This is a genomic window from Streptomyces sp. JH34 (assembly GCF_029428875.1).
Classification (GTDB): domain Bacteria; phylum Actinomycetota; class Actinomycetes; order Streptomycetales; family Streptomycetaceae; genus Streptomyces.
This window is the reverse complement of record NZ_JAJSOO010000001.1, coordinates 5822582-5839071: the sequence shown is the minus strand read 5'-3', so window position 1 is coordinate 5839071 and position 16490 is coordinate 5822582. Positions and strand designations below refer to the sequence as shown.

15 protein-coding genes and 2 pseudogenes are annotated in these 16490 nt (G+C 70.9%); 7 read left to right on the top strand and 10 right to left on the bottom strand.

The features are described from left to right. Positions 1-51 precede the first annotated feature (51 nt). Complete coding sequence (locus LWJ43_RS26205) at positions 52-726, top strand: FadR/GntR family transcriptional regulator (RefSeq protein ID WP_277334656.1); 675 nt, start codon at positions 52-54, stop codon at positions 724-726. Here LWJ43_RS26205 and LWJ43_RS26200 read toward each other — a convergent pair. The 3 genes from LWJ43_RS26200 to fabG all read right to left on the bottom strand — a co-directional run bounded on the left by LWJ43_RS26200 (position 723) and on the right by fabG (position 2777). Beyond that, entirely contained in the window at positions 723-1100 is a 378-nt protein-coding gene (locus tag LWJ43_RS26200; RefSeq protein ID WP_277334655.1) for a hypothetical protein, read from the bottom strand. The two genes, LWJ43_RS26205 and LWJ43_RS26200, sit on opposite strands and share 4 nt — an antisense overlap. A 184-nt stretch (positions 1101-1284) precedes the next feature. After that, positions 1285-2052, bottom strand: coding sequence for an enoyl-ACP reductase FabI (gene fabI / locus LWJ43_RS26195; RefSeq protein ID WP_277334654.1), 768 nt, complete (start codon positions 2050-2052; stop codon positions 1285-1287). A gap of 5 nt (positions 2053-2057) precedes the next feature. Next, positions 2058-2777: a 3-oxoacyl-[acyl-carrier-protein] reductase gene (gene fabG / locus LWJ43_RS26190; RefSeq protein WP_277334653.1), complete on the bottom strand. Its 720-nt coding sequence runs from the start codon at positions 2775-2777 to the stop codon at positions 2058-2060. A gap of 221 nt (positions 2778-2998) precedes the next feature. Here fabG and LWJ43_RS26185 point away from each other — a divergent pair, with 221 nt between their 5' ends. Genes LWJ43_RS26185 through tyrS form a run of 3 tightly spaced genes read left to right on the top strand, consistent with a single transcriptional unit; the run spans position 2999 to position 7235 of the window. After that, positions 2999-4522, top strand: a complete 1524-nt coding sequence (locus tag LWJ43_RS26185; RefSeq protein ID WP_277334652.1) for a TldD/PmbA family protein — start codon at positions 2999-3001, stop codon at positions 4520-4522. Next, the gene (locus LWJ43_RS26180; protein WP_277334651.1) at positions 4519-5913 is read left to right on the top strand and encodes a metallopeptidase TldD-related protein; all 1395 of its coding nucleotides are present in this window, start codon (positions 4519-4521) and stop codon (positions 5911-5913) included. Before LWJ43_RS26185 ends, LWJ43_RS26180 begins: the two co-directional genes overlap by 4 nt. 53 nt (positions 5914-5966) lie before the next feature. After that, positions 5967-7235, top strand: a complete 1269-nt coding sequence (tyrS, locus tag LWJ43_RS26175) for a tyrosine--tRNA ligase (RefSeq protein ID WP_277334650.1) — start codon at positions 5967-5969, stop codon at positions 7233-7235. A gap of 71 nt (positions 7236-7306) precedes the next feature. On the opposite strand, the gene LWJ43_RS26170 is transcribed toward tyrS, so the two are convergent. Next, positions 7307-7591 (bottom strand): GlsB/YeaQ/YmgE family stress response membrane protein, encoded by a 285-nt coding sequence (locus tag LWJ43_RS26170; RefSeq protein ID WP_277334649.1) that lies wholly within the window; start codon positions 7589-7591, stop codon positions 7307-7309. Positions 7592-7802: 211 nt separating this feature from the next. Between LWJ43_RS26170 and LWJ43_RS26165 the strand changes: the two genes are divergently transcribed. Both LWJ43_RS26165 and LWJ43_RS26160 read left to right on the top strand, forming a co-directional pair. Continuing rightward, entirely contained in the window at positions 7803-8165 is a 363-nt protein-coding gene (locus LWJ43_RS26165) for a DUF3099 domain-containing protein (protein WP_277334648.1), read from the top strand. Positions 8166-8382: 217 nt separating this feature from the next. After that, positions 8383-8631 (top strand): hypothetical protein, encoded by a 249-nt coding sequence (locus LWJ43_RS26160; protein WP_277334647.1) that lies wholly within the window; start codon positions 8383-8385, stop codon positions 8629-8631. On the opposite strand, the gene moaA is transcribed toward LWJ43_RS26160, so the two are convergent. The 3 genes from moaA to LWJ43_RS26145 all read right to left on the bottom strand — a co-directional run bounded on the left by moaA (position 8614) and on the right by LWJ43_RS26145 (position 11765). Further along, on the bottom strand, positions 8614-9603 hold the full coding sequence (moaA, locus tag LWJ43_RS26155; RefSeq protein ID WP_277334646.1) for a GTP 3',8-cyclase MoaA: 990 nt from the start codon (positions 9601-9603) through the stop codon (positions 8614-8616). The two genes, LWJ43_RS26160 and moaA, sit on opposite strands and share 18 nt — an antisense overlap. 159 nt (positions 9604-9762) lie before the next feature. Further along, positions 9763-11403, bottom strand: a complete 1641-nt coding sequence (locus LWJ43_RS26150) for a solute symporter family protein (RefSeq protein ID WP_277334645.1) — start codon at positions 11401-11403, stop codon at positions 9763-9765. Continuing rightward, complete coding sequence (locus LWJ43_RS26145) at positions 11400-11765, bottom strand: DUF485 domain-containing protein (protein ID WP_277334644.1); 366 nt, start codon at positions 11763-11765, stop codon at positions 11400-11402. The genes LWJ43_RS26150 and LWJ43_RS26145 overlap by 4 nt, the downstream gene beginning before the upstream one ends. Positions 11766-12075: 310 nt before the next feature. Here LWJ43_RS26145 and LWJ43_RS26140 point away from each other — a divergent pair, with 310 nt between their 5' ends. After that, positions 12076-13608, top strand: coding sequence for a S8 family peptidase (locus LWJ43_RS26140; protein ID WP_277334643.1), 1533 nt, complete (start codon positions 12076-12078; stop codon positions 13606-13608). A 76-nt stretch (positions 13609-13684) separates the two neighbouring features. On the opposite strand, the gene LWJ43_RS26135 is transcribed toward LWJ43_RS26140, so the two are convergent. The 3 genes and pseudogenes from LWJ43_RS26135 to LWJ43_RS26125 form a co-directional block, all read right to left on the bottom strand. Further along, positions 13685-14728, bottom strand: coding sequence for a zinc-dependent alcohol dehydrogenase family protein (locus LWJ43_RS26135; RefSeq protein WP_277334642.1), 1044 nt, complete (start codon positions 14726-14728; stop codon positions 13685-13687). 21 nt (positions 14729-14749) lie between these two features. Beyond that, positions 14750-15262: pseudogene (locus tag LWJ43_RS26130) on the bottom strand (lysoplasmalogenase); the annotation flags it as partial. A gap of 234 nt (positions 15263-15496) precedes the next feature. Continuing rightward, a pseudogene (locus tag LWJ43_RS26125) lies at positions 15497-16378 on the bottom strand (sterol desaturase family protein); the annotation flags it as partial. Positions 16379-16490 lie beyond the last annotated feature (112 nt).

Below are 16490 nucleotides of genomic sequence, written 5' to 3'. Positions count from 1 at the left end.
ACGGGCCCGCACCTCCCGGACACACCTTCCGGAACACGAGCAAGGAGCACCATGGCTCTGACGTCCACACGGCGTTCGGCTCTCGCCGACCAGGTGATCGCGCAGCTGAGGAACCAGATCACGGCGGGTGAGTGGCCCGTGGGCTCGCGGATCCCGACCGAGCCCGAGCTGGTCGAGCAGCTCGGGGTGGCCCGGAACACGGTGCGCGAGGCGGTGCGCGCCCTGGCGCACAACGGGCTGCTGGACATCCGCCAGGGTTCCGGGACCTACGTCGTGGCGACCAGCGAGCTGGCCGGGGTGATGCAGCGCCGGTTCGCGGACGCCGACCCACGGCACATCGCCGAGCTGCGCTCCACACTGGAGTCCTCGGCCGCACGGCTGGCCGCCCTGCGGCGCACGGACCGGGACCTGCGGCAGCTGGACACGCTGATGGCGCGGCGCGAAGCGGTGTGGGCGTCCGGGGACGCGGAGGCGTTCGTCGCGGCCGACGCCACCCTGCACCTCGCGGTCGTCGCCGCCTCGCACAATGACGTGCTGGCCGAGCTCTACGCCGATCTGAACGACCTGCTGCGCGACTACCTGCGCGACGACGTGGGCCCGGAGCTGCGGCCGGAGGCCCATATGGACCACGCGCGGCTCGTCGAGGCCATCAGGGCGGGTGACGCGGAGACGGCGGCCGCCGAGGCCGCCGCGCACGCGCTGAACTGTCTCCGGGAGCGGGTCTAGCCGACCGCTCGGGACACCGAGTGGCTGACCCAGGCGGAGCCGACCTCTTTCCAGCAGCGGTCCTCCAGCTTGACCGTCCGCCCCGGCTGCACCGCGACCGCGCCGCCGTCGGCGTCGACGTCCCACCAGCGCGCGCACTCGGTGTGGAGCCGGACGAGATCCGTGCTGGGGTAGGGGTTGTGGCAGTAGGCGACCACCCGGGACCCCTCGACCGACGTACGGCACTCCGCGCCCGAGGGCTCGGGTTCCGGTGCGACGGGGACCGCCGAGCCGCCGGCCCGGTTGGCCGCGCTCACGGCCACCGGGGTCAGCAGCCCCGCGACGACGGCGGCGGCGGCGAGCAGGGCCCAGGTTCTGCGACGTGTGGAGCGCACAACGATCTCCTCCCCGCAGCCTGACCAAAAGTCCGGTTCCCCCACATTCTGCGGTGGAACGGCCAGCTTTTCGACTCGAGCGCGGCCTCCGAGCGCGGAAGAGAGCGCGGGGAGAGCCCGCGGACACGCGCGACGGCCGCGCACCCGGTCAGGGGTACGCGGCCGTCGGTGAGCGGTGGGGCGGTCAGGCGCCCATCATGTGCACGCCGCCGTCGACGTGGATGATCTCGCCCGTCGTCTTCGGGAAGAAGTCCGAGAGGAGCGCGACGACCCCGCGACCGGCCGGCTCCGGGTCGGCCATGTCCCACTCCAGCGGGGAGCGGTGGTTCCAGACGTCCGCGAGCTCGCCGAAGCCCGGGATGGACTTGGCGGCCATGGAGCCGAGCGGCCCGGCCGAGATCAGGTTGCAGCGGATGCTGTCCTTGCCCAGGTCACGGGCGAGGTAGCGGGAGGTCGCCTCCAGCGCGGCCTTGGCCGGGCCCATCCAGTCGTACTGGGGCCAGGCGAACTGCGCGTCGAAGGTGAGGCCGACGATGGAGCCGCCCTCGCTCATCAGGGGCTTGCAGGCCATGGCGAGCGACTTCAGCGAGAACGCCGAGACGTGCATCGCGGTCGCCACCGACTCGAAGGGCGTGTTCAGGAAGTTGCCGCCGAGCGCGTCCTGCGGCGCGAAGCCGATGGAGTGCACGACGCCGTCCAGCGAACCGAGCTCGTCCTTGACCAGGCCGGCGAGCCGCTCCAGGTGCTCGTCGTCGGTGACGTCGAGCTCGAGGACCTTGACGGGCTTGGGAAGCTTCTTGGCGATGCGCTCGGTCAGCGTCGGCCGGGGAAAGGCCGTCAGGATGACCTCGGCGCCCTGCTCCTGAGCCACCTTCGCGGCGTGGAACGCGATGGACGACTCCATCAGCACGCCCGTGATCAGGATGCGCTTGCCGTCGAGAATTCCGCTCATGGTGATCAGTGACCCATGCCCAATCCGCCGTCAACGGGGATGACGGCTCCAGTGATGTACGACGCGTCGTCGGACGCGAGGAAACGCACCGCGGCCGCGATCTCGGCGGGCTGCGCGTAACGGCCGAGCGGCACCTGGGACACGATCTCCTTGCGCTGCTCGTCGGTGAGCGCCTGGGTCATGTCGGTGTCGACGAACCCGGGTGCGACGACGTTGAACGTGATGTTCCGCGAGCCCAGCTCACGGGCCAGCGACCGGGCGAAGCCGACCAGGCCCGCCTTGGACGCCGCGTAGTTGGCCTGTCCCGCCGATCCCAGCAGGCCGACGACGGAGGAGATCAGGACGACACGGCCCTTCTTGGCACGCAGCATCGCGCGGTTGGCCCGCTTGACGACGCGGAAGGTGCCGGTGAGGTTGGTGTCGAGCACGGACGTGAAGTCGTCCTCGGACATCCGCATGAGCAACTGGTCCCTGGTGATACCGGCGTTGGCGACCAGCACCTCCACGGGACCGTGCTTCTCCTCGATCTCCTTGTAGGCCTGCTCCACCTGCTCGGTGTCGGTGATGTCGCACCGGACCGCGAGGACACCCGCCTCGGTGAGCGCCTGCGGCGGCTCCCCCGAGCGGTAGGTGATGGCGACCTTGTCGCCGCTGTCGGCGAAGGCGCGGGCGATGGCGAGGCCGATGCCCCGGTTTCCTCCGGTGACGAGAACCGAGCGGCTCAACGGATCACCCTTTCCTTGGCGGTCTGGTACATCGAAAACCTATCGGTACCGCACCTCAACCAGGGAATCGGCCTCTGACAGTGGCTCCAGCGCGGCACTGTCGGGTTCCTACAGAACGGCCGGGCCCGCACCACGGCGAAGTAAAACCACGCACGTGGAGGCCGCCAACCCCCATGATTCACTGCGGAGACATTTTCGGACGTGGAGAAGGGGAGGCCCGCGTGGCCCACGAGGTAGATCAGTCGTTCCTGGCCCTGCCGTTGCGTGCCCTCGCCGACGCGGCGCTCGCCCGCGCCCGGGCGCTGGGCGCCGTGCACGCGGACTTCCGGTTCGAGCGGGTGCGCGGCGCCTCCTGGCGGCTGCGGGACGCCCGGCCCTCCGGGACGTCGGACACCACGGACACCGGGTACGCGGTCCGGGTCGTGCACGGCGGGGCGTGGGGTTTCGCGTCCGGGGTGGACATGACGATGGACGCCGCGGCGAAGGTGGCCTCGCAGGCCGTCGCCATGGCCAAGCTGTCCGCCAAGGTGATCGCGGCGGCCGGCTCCGACGAGCGTGTGGAACTGGCGGACGAGCCGGTGCACGGCGAGCGGACCTGGGTGTCGGCGTACGAACTCGACCCCTTCGAGGTGCCGGACGCCGACAAGGCCGGGCTGCTCGCCGAGTGGAGTACGCGGCTGCTGGCGGCCGACGGGGTCGCCCACGTGGACGCCTCCCTGATGACGGTCCACGAGAACAAGTTCTACGCGGACACCGCCGGCACCGTCACCACCCAGCAGCGGGTGCGGGTGCATCCGCAGGTGACCGCGGTGGCCGTGGACGGCGGGACCGGCGAGTTCGACTCGATGCGGACGATCGCGCCGCCGGTGGGCCGGGGCTGGGAGTACCTCACGGGCACCGGCTGGGACTGGGACGCCGAGCTGGAGCGCATCCCGGACCTGCTGGCCGAGAAGATGCGCGCGCCGAGCGTCGAGGCGGGGACGTACGACCTGGTGGTCGACCCGTCCAACCTGTGGCTGACCATCCACGAGTCGATCGGCCACGCCACCGAGCTGGACCGGGCGCTGGGCTACGAGGCGGCCTACGCGGGCACGTCGTTCGCGACGTTCGACCAGCTGGGGAAGCTGACGTACGGCTCCCCCGTGATGAACGTGACCGGTGACCGCACCGCCGAGCACGGGCTCGCGACCGTCGGTTACGACGACGAGGGCGTAGCGGCCCAGTCCTGGGACCTGGTCAAGGACGGGACGCTGGTCGGCTACCAGACGGACCGGCGGATCGCGAAGCTGACCGGGCTGGGCCGGTCCAACGGGTGCGCGTACGCGGACTCGCCGGGCCACGTCCCCGTGCAGCGCATGGCGAACGTGTCGCTGCGGCCGGATCCGGGCGGGCTCTCCACGGAGGACCTGATCGGCGGGGTGGAGCGCGGGATCTACGTGGTCGGCGACCGGTCGTGGTCGATCGACATGCAGAGGTACAACTTCCAGTTCACAGGGCAACGTTTCTTCAGGATCGAGAACGGCCGACTGGCGGGCCAGCTGCGGGACGTGGCGTACCAGGCGACGACCACGGACTTCTGGGGCTCGATGGAGAAGGTCGGCGGCCCGCAGACCTACGTCCTGGGCGGCGCCTTCAACTGCGGCAAGGCCCAGCCGGGCCAGGTCGCGGCCGTCTCGCACGGCTGCCCGTCCGCCCTCTTCCGGGGCGTGAACATCCTCAACACGACGCAGGAGGCCGGGCGATGAGCCGCGTCAGCAAGCCGTACGAGATCGTCGAGCGTGCCCTGGAGCTGTCCACCGCCGACGGCTGCGTGGTCATCGCGGACGAGAACTCCTCCGCCAACCTGCGCTGGGCCGGCAACGCGCTGACCACGAACGGGGTGACGCGCGGGCGCACCCTGACCGTGATCGCCACCGTCGACGGCGCGCAGGGGACGGCGTCCGGCGTGGTGACGCGTTCGGCCGTCACGGCCGACGACCTGGAACCGCTCGTACGGGCCGCGGAGGCGGCCGCGCGCGGTGCCGGGCCGGCCGAGGACGCGCAGCCGCTGGTGTCCGGGGTCCCGGTGTCCGCCGACTTCACGGAACCGCCGGCGGAGACCGGCTCCGACGTCTTCGCCGACTTCGCCCCGGCGCTCGGCGACGCCTTCGCGCGGGCCCGCTCGGGCGGCCGCGAGCTGTACGGCTTCGCGAACCACGAGATGACCTCCACCTACCTGGGGTCGTCGACAGGGGTGCGGCTGCGCCACGACCAGCCGAACGGGACGCTGGAACTGAACGCCAAGTCCCCCGACCGGTCACGGTCCGCCTGGGCCGGCCGGGCGACCCGGGACTTCAAGGACGTCGACCCGGCGGCTCTCGACGCGGAGCTCGCCCGGCGGCTCGGCTGGGCCGAGCGCCGGATCGAGCTCCCGGCCGGCCGGTACGAGACGCTGCTTCCCCCGACGGCGGTGGCGGACCTGCTGATCTACCAGTACTGGTCGGCGTCGGCCCGGGACGCCACCGAGGGCCGGACGGTCTTCTCGCGGCCCGGCGGTGGGACACGCGTCGGGGAGAAGCTCTCCGGGCTGCCGCTCACCCTGCGCAGCGACCCGTACGCCCCGGGGCTGGAGTCGGCCCCGTTCGTGATCGCGCACGCGTCCGGGGACGGGGGCTCCGTCTTCGACAACGGGCTGCCGCTGGCGCCGACGGACTGGATCGCGGGCGGGAAGCTCGAGCGGCTGACCAGCACCCGCCACTCGGCGGGGCTGACGGGCCTGCCCGTCGCCCCCGCGATGGACAACCTCGTCCTGGACGGCGGCGGCGAGCGGTCCCTGGACGACATGGTCGCCGCTACGACCGGCCGCGCCCTGCTGCTGACGTGCCTCTGGTACATCCGGGAGGTGGATCCGGCGACCCTGCTGCTGACCGGTCTGACCCGGGACGGGGTCTATCTGGTGGAGGACGGCGAGGTCCTCGGCGAGGTGAACAACTTCCGGTTCAACGAGTCGCCGGTCGGGCTGCTGTCCCGGGCGTCGGAGGCGGGCCGTACGGAGAAGACGCTGCCGCGCGAATGGGGCGACTACTTCACCCGTGCCGCGATGCCCGCGCTGCGCATCCCGGACTTCCACATGAGCTCGGTCAGCCGGGGCGTATGACCCCCATAGACTGGCCGGACGACCAATCGAACGCTCAGAGGAGAGAAACGACCGTGACGGACATCGTCGACGAGCTGAAGTGGCGTGGGCTGTTCGCCCAGTCCACCGACGAGGACGCACTGCGCAAGGCTCTCGCGGACGGCCCGGTCACCTTCTATTGCGGTTTCGACCCGACCGCGGCGAGCCTGCACGTGGGTCATCTCGTGCAGGTGCTCACCATGCGCCGGCTCCAGCTCGCCGGGCTGAAGCCGCTCGCGCTGGTCGGCGGCGCCACCGGCCAGATCGGTGACCCGCGGCCGACCGCGGAGCGCACGCTGAACGACCCGGAGACCATTGCCGCGTGGGTCCAGCGGCTGCGTGGGCAGATCGAGCCCTTCCTCACCTTCGAGGGCCCGAACGCCGCCACGATGGTGAACAACCTGGACTGGACCGCGGGCCTGTCCGCGATCGAGTTCCTCCGGGACATCGGCAAGCACTTCCGGGTCAACAAGATGCTCACCAAGGACTCGGTGGCACGCCGGCTGGAGTCGCAGGAGGGCATCAGCTACACCGAGTTCAGCTACCAGCTCCTCCAGGGCATGGACTTCCTGGAGCTGTACCGGCGCCACGGGTGCACCCTCCAGCAGGGCGGCAGCGACCAGTGGGGCAACCTCACCGCGGGCATCGACCTGATCCACCGCCTGGAGCCGGGCGCCGCGGTGCACGCGCTGGCCACGCCGCTGATGGTGAAGGCGGACGGCACCAAGTTCGGCAAGTCCGAGAGCGGCGCCGTCTGGCTCGACCCGGAGATGACGACGCCGTACGCGTTCTACCAGTTCTGGCTGAACGTGGACGACCGGGACATCTCGACGTACATGCGCATCCTCAGCTTCAAGAGCCGTGAGGAGCTCGAGGAGCTGGAGAAGCTCACCGAGGAGCGTCCGCAGGCGCGTTCGGCGCAGCGGTCGCTGGCCGAGGAGCTGACGACGCTGGTGCACGGCGGCGAGCAGTGCGCGGCGGTCATCGCGGCGTCGAAGGCGCTGTTCGGCCAGGGCGAGCTCGGTGAGCTGGACGAGGCGACGCTGAGCGCCGCCCTGTCCGAGGTGCCGCACGCCCGGGTCACCGAGCTGGGCCCGGTGGTGGACCTGCTGGTCGAGGTCGGACTGTCCGCCAGCAAGTCGGCTGCCCGTCGCACGGTCAAGGAGGGCGGGGCCTACGTGAACAACGCGAAGGTCACGGACGGCGAGAGCGCCCCGGCAGCCGAGGAGCTGCTGCACGGGCGCTGGCTGGTCCTGCGCCGGGGCAAGAAGAACCTGGCCGCCGTCGAGGTCACGGCGGGCTGACACCGGCGACGCACGACGCCGCGGCCGGTCACGCATGGCGCGTGACCGGCCGCGGCGTTCCCGCGTGGGGATCAGGTTCTGCGGGTCCTGCTCTTGTTGCCCCTGATCGACTGCCAGACCATGTCACCGACTCCGACGACGGCGATGGCGCCGATCAGCTGCAGCACGTGCCGGATCCAGTCGATCCCCTTGGTGTCGTTGACGCCGATCCAGGTCGCGACGGCGTTGCCGAGGATGCTGCCGAGGATGCCGAACACCACCGTCAGCCAGAGGGGGATGTCCTGCTTACCCGGCAGGATCGCCCGGGCGATGACGCCCAGCACCAGACCTACGATGATTGCCCACAACCAGCCCATATCGCCTCCTCGTGCGGCACGGTGCGCGCGCGTTCACCCAGTCTCGGCGGGCCGGACGTACGCCGCATGCCCACAGGTCCGTACGTGGAACCGCGGTTCGGACCCGAACGGGCGGACGCGCCCCGGTCTCGTACACCGCCGGCGCCGGGCGTACCGTGGGAGCGGCACCGTCCGGGGAAGTCCGGCGCAGAGATCTGGTGGTGGAATCACGATGCGGAAGCAGAGCGGCTCGGAGGTCTTCCGGATCACGGGCGCCCGTCAGGGCCTCGCCGACGACGTGCGTGGCAGGCAGCGGCGCTACATCATCTCGATGTCCGTGCGCACCGTCTCGGTGGTGCTCGCCGCGACCCTGTGGAACGTCGAGAGGCATGTGGCCGTGGTGGCGCTGGCGCTGGGGGTCCTCCTCCCTTACGTCTCGGTCGTCATCGCCAACGCCGGACGTGAGAACGCCCCTTCGCTCCCGTCGACGTTCGTGCCGGCGCCGATGCGGCCGGCCCTCGGCACGGCTCCCGCCGAGTCGGGCCCGGAGCACGGTGCCTCCGGCCGCGCGGGCGGGCCGCGCCCCGCGGACTGACGTCCGCACCGCCCCGGGCCGGGAGAGGCCCGATCGGTCATGCCGTTCCGTTGCCCCGGACCCCTGCCTCCGTGCCATACTTCGTGAGCGCTCCGCATCCCCCGTCGGAGCGACGGACCGACGCCGGGCAGCTCCCCCCGTGGCTGCCCGGCGTCGCCATTCTCCGGCGGGGATGCGTCGCGGAGGCCTCCGCGCACGAGCGTCTAGGGTTGAGGCCGTGAACTTCCCCGAGACCTCCGCCGAGAGCGCCACCGGCGCACCGGTCTGTTCAGCCAAGGGCTGCCGCGCCGATGCCGTGTGGGTGCTCGCCTGGAACAACCCGAAGCTGCACACCCCAGAGCGCCGCAAGACCTGGCTGGCCTGCGACGAGCACCGGGAGCACCTCTCCTCCTTCCTCGACGTGCGCGGCTTCCTGAAGGACGTCGTGACGCTGGCGGAGTGGGAGTCCTCAGCCGCCGATCGCTGACATCGGGCGGTCGGGCTGCAGGAAGGCAGGGTCGTCGAGTCCGGAGCCCGCCTTCTTGCCCCACATCGCGAGCTTCCAGATCCTGGCGATCTCCTCGTCCGGGGCACCGGAGCGCAGGGCTCCGCGCAGGTCCGTCTCCTCGCGGGCGAAGAGGCAGGTGCGGACCTGCCCGTCGGCGGTGAGCCGGGTGCGGTCGCAGGCCCGGCAGAAGGGCCTGGTCACGGAGGCGATGACGCCGACGCGGTGCGGGCCGCCGTCCACGGTCCAGCGCTCCGCGGGGGCGGATCCGCGCTCCTCGCCACCTTCCGCGGTGAGGGTGAAGCGTGTGCGCAGCGAGGCGAGGATGTCGCCTGCCGTGATCATGCCGTCGCGCTTCCAGCCGTGCTGGGCGTCGAGCGGCATCTGCTCGATGAAGCGGAGTTCGTAGCTGTTCTCCACGGCCCAGGCCAGCAGCTCGGGCGCCTCGTCGTCGTTGAGGCCGGGCATGAGGACGGAGTTGACCTTGACCGGGGTGAGCCCCGCTTCGCGGGCGGCCTCGAGCCCTTCCAGTACGTCCTTGTGCCGGTCGCGGCGGGTGAGCGTCTTGAAGACGTCGGGGCGCAGGGTGTCCAGGGACACGTTGACGCGGTCCAGGCCTGCCGCCTTCAGTGCGGAGGCGGTGCGCTTGAGCCCGATGCCGTTGGTCGTCAGCGACATCCTGGGGCGGGGTTCCAGGGCGGCGCACCGCTCTACGATGGAGACGAGGCCGGGGCGCAGCAGCGGCTCACCGCCGGTGAAGCGGACCTCCGTGACCCCGAGGGTGGTGACGGCCACGCCGACGAGCCGGACGATCTCGTCGTCGCTGAGGAGATCGGTCTTGGAGAGCCACTGCAGGCCTTCCTCGGGCATGCAGTAGGTGCAGCGGAGGTTGCACTTGTCGGTCAACGAGACACGCAGGTCGGTGGCGACCCGGCCGTAGGTGTCGATGAGCACTGTGGGCCTCCCCCGGAGATGTCCGCGGTTGCGGTCTGACTCCTCCGAGACTACGCGAGGCCCCTGACATCGGGAGGGCCCGGTTGACACGAGGTGCGACGGGGCCCCGTCGTAGGGATCTACGAGGGGGCCCCGTCGGAGCACTGCGGGCGTGGGGCGTCAGTGCGCCCCGGTGCCGGTGAGGGACTTGACCTCGAGTTCGGCGTACTTGCCCTTGTCCGGCTCCTCCTTCGAGAGGACCGAGCCGACCCAGCCGAGCAGGAAGCCCAGGGGGATGGAGATGAGGCCGGGGTTCTCCAGGGGGAACCAGGCGAAGTCCACGTCGGGGAACATCGAGCTGGCCTTCCCGGAGACGACCGGGGAGAACAGCACCAGGACGACGGACGAGGCGAGGCCGCCGTAGATCGACCAGAGGGCGCCCTGGGTGGTGAAGCGCTTCCAGAAGAGGCTGTAGAGGATGGTCGGCAGGTTGGCCGACGCGGCCACGGCGAAGGCGAGGGCCACGAGTCCCGCGACGTTCAGGTCGCGCGCCATGGCACCGAGTGCGATGGAGACGATGCCGATCGCGACGGTGGCCCAGCGGGCCGCGCTCATCTCCTCCTTCTCGGTGGCCTGCCCCTTGCGGATGACGTTGGCGTAGATGTCGTGGGCGAAGGAGGACGAGGAGGCGAGGGTCAGGCCCGCGACGACGGCGAGGATCGTGGCGAAGGCCACCGCCGAGATGACGGCGAGCATGACGGCTCCCCCGGTGGTGCCGACCCCTCCGAGGTACTCGGCCAGCTGCGGTGCGGCCGCGTTCCCTGCGGGGTTCTTCGCCTTGATCTCCTCGGGTCCGATGAGCGCCGCGGCGCCGAAGCCCAGGGCGATCGTCATCAGGTAGAACGCACCGATGATGCCGATGGCCCAGTTCACGGACTTACGGGCGGCCTTGGCGGTCGGGACGGTGTAGAAGCGGATCAGGATGTGCGGGAGTCCGGCGGTGCCGAGGACGAGCGCGATGCCGAGGGAGATGAAGTCCAGCTTCGACACGTCCGTCGCGCCGTATTTGAGGCCGGGCTCCAGGAAGGCCGCGCCGTGACCGCTCTTCTCCGCAGCGGTGCCGAGCAGGTCGGAGACGTTGAAGTCGAACTTCCACAGCACCATGAGCGTCATCAGCAGGGCGCCCGCGATGAGCAGCACGGCCTTGACCATCTGCACCCAGGTGGTGCCCTTCATCCCGCCGATCGTGACGTAGACGATCATGAGGACGCCGACCAGCGCCACGATCAGGACCTTGCCCGCGTCGCTGGTGATGCCGAGCAGCAGCGAGACGAGGACGCCCGCGCCCGCCATCTGGGCCAGCAGGTAGAAGATCGACACGACGATGGTGGAGACACCGGCGGCGGTGCGCACCGGCCGCTGGCGCATCCGGTAGGCGAGGACGTCGCCCATGGTGTAGCGGCCCGAGTTGCGCAGGGGTTCGGCGACGAGCAGCAGGGCGACGAGCCAGGCGACGAGGAAGCCGATGGAGTAGAGGAAGCCGTCGTAGCCGAAGAGGGCGATGGCGCCGGCGATACCGAGGAAGGACGCCGCCGACATGTAGTCGCCGGAGACCGCGAGGCCGTTCTGGAAGGCGGTGAACTGCCGCCCGCCCGCGTAGAAGTCCGACGCGCTCTTGGTCTGCCGGCCGGCCCAGACGGTGATGCCCAGGGTCGCGGCGACGAAGACGGCGAAGAGCGTGATGATCAGCGGCCGGTGTTCGGCCGTCGACGACGACGCGGCGAGCTGGATCACGGGGTGCGATGCGTACGCAGCGCTCATGCGTCGGCCTCCAGACGGGACTTGATGGCTGCCGCCTGCGGGTCGAGCTTGCTCGTGGCGTGGCGCGAGTAGAACCAGGCGATGAGGAACGTGGTGGCGAACTGGGCGAGGCCGAACACGAAGGCGACGTTGAAGTTCGCAAAGACGATCTTGCTCATGAAGTCGTCGGCATAGCTGGACAGCAGCACGTACAGCAGGTACCAGGCGATGAATCCGACGGTCAGCGGAAAGGCGAAGGAACGGTGGGAGCGGCGCAGCTCCGCGAACTCCGCGCTGTTCTGCGCCTCGAGGAACGCCTCGGTCGTGGGCTGGACGGGGCTGCCGTCCTCGGGGCTCTGGGGCGGCGGTGCTTCGGTGACCACGGATTCTCCTCGCGACGCGGGTGCGGTGGTGGGGACGTTGGGTTTCACGGGGAGTCCTCTGCGTCTCTGGGGTGGTGGGGCTGATCGCACGACTCCCTGTGCAACGGCACGGAGAGCGTGGCGAAGCGGTTCACCGCAGGTTCGGTCTTCTCGGGGAGGCGCGCGTGTACGCGGCTCCCGGAGGTCACACCTCGAACTCACTTGCCCGTATTCATTGATGTGCCGGGAAGATCAGCGATAACTTCACTGGTCATGTACCGGACCGGACACGCCTGTGTCCGGCCCACGGCACGGATGATGTGGAGAACCCATGGCGCATCTGGCATCCAGACGGACCCGCGTACTCACGCTGCCCGTCGGACTCGCGCTCACGGCCTCGCTGGGCTTCCTCCCGACGGGGACCGCGGCCGCGGCACCCGCGGACGAGCCTGCGGCGACGGTTCGTCACGACGGCCCCCAGCTGTCGTACGTCGTGAACACGCGGGCGGGTCACGGCACGGTCAAGCAGGTGCGGAAGGCGATATCCGCGGCCGGCGGAACCGTCGTGACGTCGTACGACAAGATAGGCGTCATCGTCGTCCACTCGCAGAACCCGGACTTCGGTGCGACGATCCGCAAGGCCAAGGGCGTCCAGTCGGCGGGGGCCACGCGCACCAGCCCCATCACCCCGGCGGCGACGAAGGACATCGGGGTCGAGCAGCCCCTCACCGCCGCGCAGGCGCAGGCGGCGTCGGCGGACGCGGTGGCGGGCCAGGACCCGCTCGAACCCCTGCAGTGGGACCTCCCGGCCATCAAGGCGGACCAGGCGCACAAGAAGTCGCTGGGCAGCAGCAAGGTCACCGTCGCCGTCATCGACACGGGCGTGGACGACACCCACCCGGACCTGGCGCCGAACTTCGACCGCGACGCCTCGGTGAACTGCGTCTCCGGCGCCCCGGACACCACGGACGGCGCCTGGCGTCCCGCGGCCGGCGAGAGCGACCACGGCACGCACGTCGCGGGCACCATAGCCGCGGCGAAGAACGGCACCGGGATCACCGGCGTCGCGCCCGGCGTGAAGGTCTCCGGCATCAAGGTGTCCACGCCGGCCGGCTACTTCTACACCGAGGCCGTCGTCTGCGGCTTCGTCTGGGCCGCCGAGCACGGCGTCGACGTGACGAACAGCAGCTACTACACCGACCCGTGGCTGTTCAACTGCAAGAACGACCCGGACCAGGGCGCCCTGGTCGAGGCGGTCACCCGCGCCACCCGCTACGCGGAGGGCAAGGGCGTCGTGAACGTCGCCGCGGCCGGCAACTCCGACCACGACCTGGCCCTCGACGCCATCGAGGACTCGACGAGCCCCAACGACTCGACGACGGTCACCCGCACGGTCGACCCGAGTGCCTGCCCCGACATCCCGACCATGCTGCCGGGCGTCGTGACGGTCTCCGCGACCGGTGCGAAGAACCTCAAGTCCTCCTACTCGAACTACGGGCTCGGCGTCATCGACGTCGCCGCCCCGGGCGGCGACTCGACGCGCTACCAGGCGCCCGAGGCGCCCGCCGACAACGGTCTGATCCTCTCGACGCTGCCCGGTGGCCGCTTCGGCTACAAGGCCGGTACCTCGATGGCGTCGCCGCACGTCGCGGGTGTCGCGGCCCTGGTCAAGTCGACCCACCCGCACGCCTCACCGGCCGTGGTGAAGGCGCTGCTGACGCTCCAGGCGGACGCCACCGCGTGCGGCGCGCCGTACGACATCGACGGTGACGGCACCGTCGACGCCGTCTGCGAGGGCGGCAAGCGGTACAACGGCTTCTACGGGGCCGGAATCGTGGACGCACTGGACGCGGTCCGCAAGTAGGGCATGAGGGAGGGGCCGGGGACAGCTGTCCCCGGCCCCTCCCGCGTTCCGTCCTGCCCGCGTTCCGTCGCGCCCGCTACGGCTTGATGAGGACCTTGAGCGCCGTACGCTCGTCCATCGCCTTGTAGCCGCCCGGGACCCCGTCCAGCCCGACCGACAGGTCGAAGACGGGCGACGGGTCGATCGTGCCGTCGAGCACGTCGGGAAGCAGCTCCGGGATGTAGGTGCGCACCGGGGCGACCCCGCCGCGCAGGGCGATGTTCCGGTCGAACATCACGTCGAGGTCGATCCCGGTGCCGCTGCCGTGCGGGACTCCGACGTATCCGACGGAGCCGCCGTCACGGACGATGCCGATGGCCGTGCGCATCGACTGCTCGGTGCCGACCGCCTCGATGACCCCGTGGGTGCCCTCGCCCCGCGTGAGCTCCCGTACGGCCGCGAGGGCCGCCTCGCCGCGCTCGGCGACGACGTCGGTGGCACCGAACGCGCGGGCGATGTCGGTGCGTGCCCGGTGGCGGCCCAGCGCGATGATCCGCTCGGCGCCGAGCCGCTTGGCCGCCATGACACCGCACAGGCCGACCGCACCGTCGCCGACGACCGCCACCGTGCTGCCGGGCTTCACGCCCGCGCCGAGCGCGGCGTGATGACCGGTGCCCAGCACGTCGGAGAGCGCGAGGAGCGCGGTGAGCAGCCGGTCGTCGGACGCGGCCGCCGCCGGGAGCTTGACCAGGGTGCCGTCGGCGAACGGGACGCGCACGGCCTCGCCCTGACCGCCGTCGGAACCGACCGACCCCCAGAAGCCGCCCCGGGGGCAGGAGGTGGTGAGCCCTTCGGCGCAGTAGGTGCAGGTGCCGTCGGACCAGACGAACGGGGCCACCACGAGGTCGCCGACGGCGAAGCCGTTGACCCCGGACCCCGCCTCCTCGACGACACCCAGGAACTCGTGGCCGATGCGCTGGCCGGGCTGCCGGGCCGACTCGCCGCGGTAGGCCCACAGGTCACTGCCGCAGATGCAGGCCCGCAGGACCCGCAGGACCACGTCGGTGGGCTGCTGGACCGTGGCGTCGGGCACCTCCTCCACACGGATGTCGTGGGGGGCATGGATCACAGTGGCGCGCATGCGTGAGGGTCCTCGCTGGTCTCAGATTCTGATACGCCTCTCACGGTACGCCCCGGGGGCGGCGCCGGTGGAATCCGTGCCTCTGTCGAGCGCCCCTCGCGTGAGCAGGTACTGCGCCGCGATATAGGTCAGCATGATCCAGAAGTCGTGGGCCGGCGGCTGGGGCCGTTCCGCGATGCCGGTGGCGATGAGCGCGTCGGAGAACAGGAAGAGCGCGCCGCCGAGAGCCGCGGGACGGCCGAGGACGCCCGCGCGCCAGGCCATGGCCGTGAGCAGCAGGCTGTAGCCGGTCAGCGGGATGCGCAGTCCGGCCGGCAGCCCCTGCCACAGCAGTGCGACGAAGGCCACGAGCACCGCGGCGTAGACGAGTCCGGTGACCGGTCGCACGGAGGCGCGGCCGAAGAGCACCAGGTAGCAGACGTGCCCCGCGGCGAAGAAGCCCATCCCCGCGAGGAACGCGGGCTCCGCGTCGGGCATCAGCAGCACGTCGCCCGCCCAGCCGCAGAGCAGCGCGGCGATCAGCAGCCGGGGGCCGCCGCGGGCCGCGGCGTGGGCGGCGAGCAGGAGCATCAGCAGCGGCTTGGTGGCCACGTGCACGGCGTCCTGACCGGCGAGGAGCCCCGCCAGATGGACGGCGGCGACGGCCAGGAAGGCGACGAGCAGCGGTCGTACGAGCCGGGGCGCGCCGGCGCGGAGCGTCATCCGGTGCGCTCGGTGGCGGCGTGCGGCCGGGCGGGCACGGGGGCGGAGGGCACGGGGGCGGAGGGCACGGGGGCGGAGGGCACGGGGGTGGGGGGGCACGGCGGCCTCGGCTGGGCGCGACGGCTGCCAGCCCGGGCCGCGGAAGATCCGGCCGGCGCGCTCGCTCCAGGTGGCGGCCGACCGTACGTCGCGGGCGATGGCGGCGTACTCGTGGGTGGCGACACGGAACGGGTTGTGGGTGGTGATGTTCTTGGTGAGTCCGAAGACGGGGCGCTCGGTCTCCGGGGCGAACGAGCCGAACAGCCGGTCCCAGAGGATGAGGATCCCGCCGAAGTTCCGGTCCAGGTATCCACCCTGGGAAGCGTGGTGCACCCGGTGGTGGGACGGGGTGTTGAGGACGAACTCGAAGGGGCGGGGCAGCTTGTCGATCCGTTCCGTGTGCACCCAGAACTGGTAGACGAGGTTCGCCGAGGAGCAGAAGGCGAGCGCGGCCGGGTGGACGCCCAGCGCGATGAGCGGCAGGTAGAAGGGCCACGAGGTGAGCGAGGTCCAGGGCTGGCGCAGGGCGGTGGTGAGGTTGAACTTCCGGCTGGAGTGGTGGACCACGTGACAGGCCCAGAGGATCCGGATGACGTGGTGGCCCCGGTGGGACCAGTAGTAGAAGAAGTCCTGGGCCGGCAGCATGAGCAGGACCGTCCACCACAGCACCGGCACGCGCAGCGGGGTCAGTTCGTACAGGGCGGCGTAGACCGCCACGACGGGGATCTTCCACAACAGGTCGAAGACCAGGCTGCCCAGCCCCATGGTGACGCTGGTCGCGGCGTCCTTGCCGTCGTACCCGGCGGCCTCGTCGTCCGGGTGGAGGCGGTACGACACCATTTCGAGGACGGTGAGCAGGACGAAGGCCGGTATCGACCACAGCACGACATCGGGCAGGTTCGGCTCCATGCGAGCACCGTAGAGCCGCTCACGGTGCCGGGCATAGATGTTGTTACCGACAAGTATGTGAGACATGGCGTCATGAGCGTTCGGCGGGTCGCGCCACCCGCCCCGCCGGAGG

What these genes read in the sequence shown, in the direction of transcription:
- LWJ43_RS26205 (WP_277334656.1), top strand. Translation starts at nt 52, where the DNA reads ATGGCTCTGACGTCCACACGGCGTTCGGCTCTCGCCGACCAGGTGATC.
- LWJ43_RS26150 (WP_277334645.1), bottom strand. Translation starts at nt 11,403, where the DNA reads ATGAGCGCTGCGTACGCATCGCACCCCGTGATCCAGCTCGCCGCGTCG.
- LWJ43_RS26135 (WP_277334642.1), bottom strand. Translation starts at nt 14,728, where the DNA reads ATGCGCGCCACTGTGATCCATGCCCCCCACGACATCCGTGTGGAGGAG.
- fabI (WP_277334654.1), bottom strand. Translation starts at nt 2,052, where the DNA reads ATGAGCGGAATTCTCGACGGCAAGCGCATCCTGATCACGGGCGTGCTG.
- LWJ43_RS26170 (WP_277334649.1), bottom strand. Translation starts at nt 7,591, where the DNA reads ATGGGCTGGTTGTGGGCAATCATCGTAGGTCTGGTGCTGGGCGTCATC.
- LWJ43_RS26140 (WP_277334643.1), top strand. Translation starts at nt 12,076, where the DNA reads ATGGCGCATCTGGCATCCAGACGGACCCGCGTACTCACGCTGCCCGTC.
- LWJ43_RS26180 (WP_277334651.1), top strand. Translation starts at nt 4,519, where the DNA reads ATGAGCCGCGTCAGCAAGCCGTACGAGATCGTCGAGCGTGCCCTGGAG.
- LWJ43_RS26165 (WP_277334648.1), top strand. Translation starts at nt 7,803, where the DNA reads ATGCGGAAGCAGAGCGGCTCGGAGGTCTTCCGGATCACGGGCGCCCGT.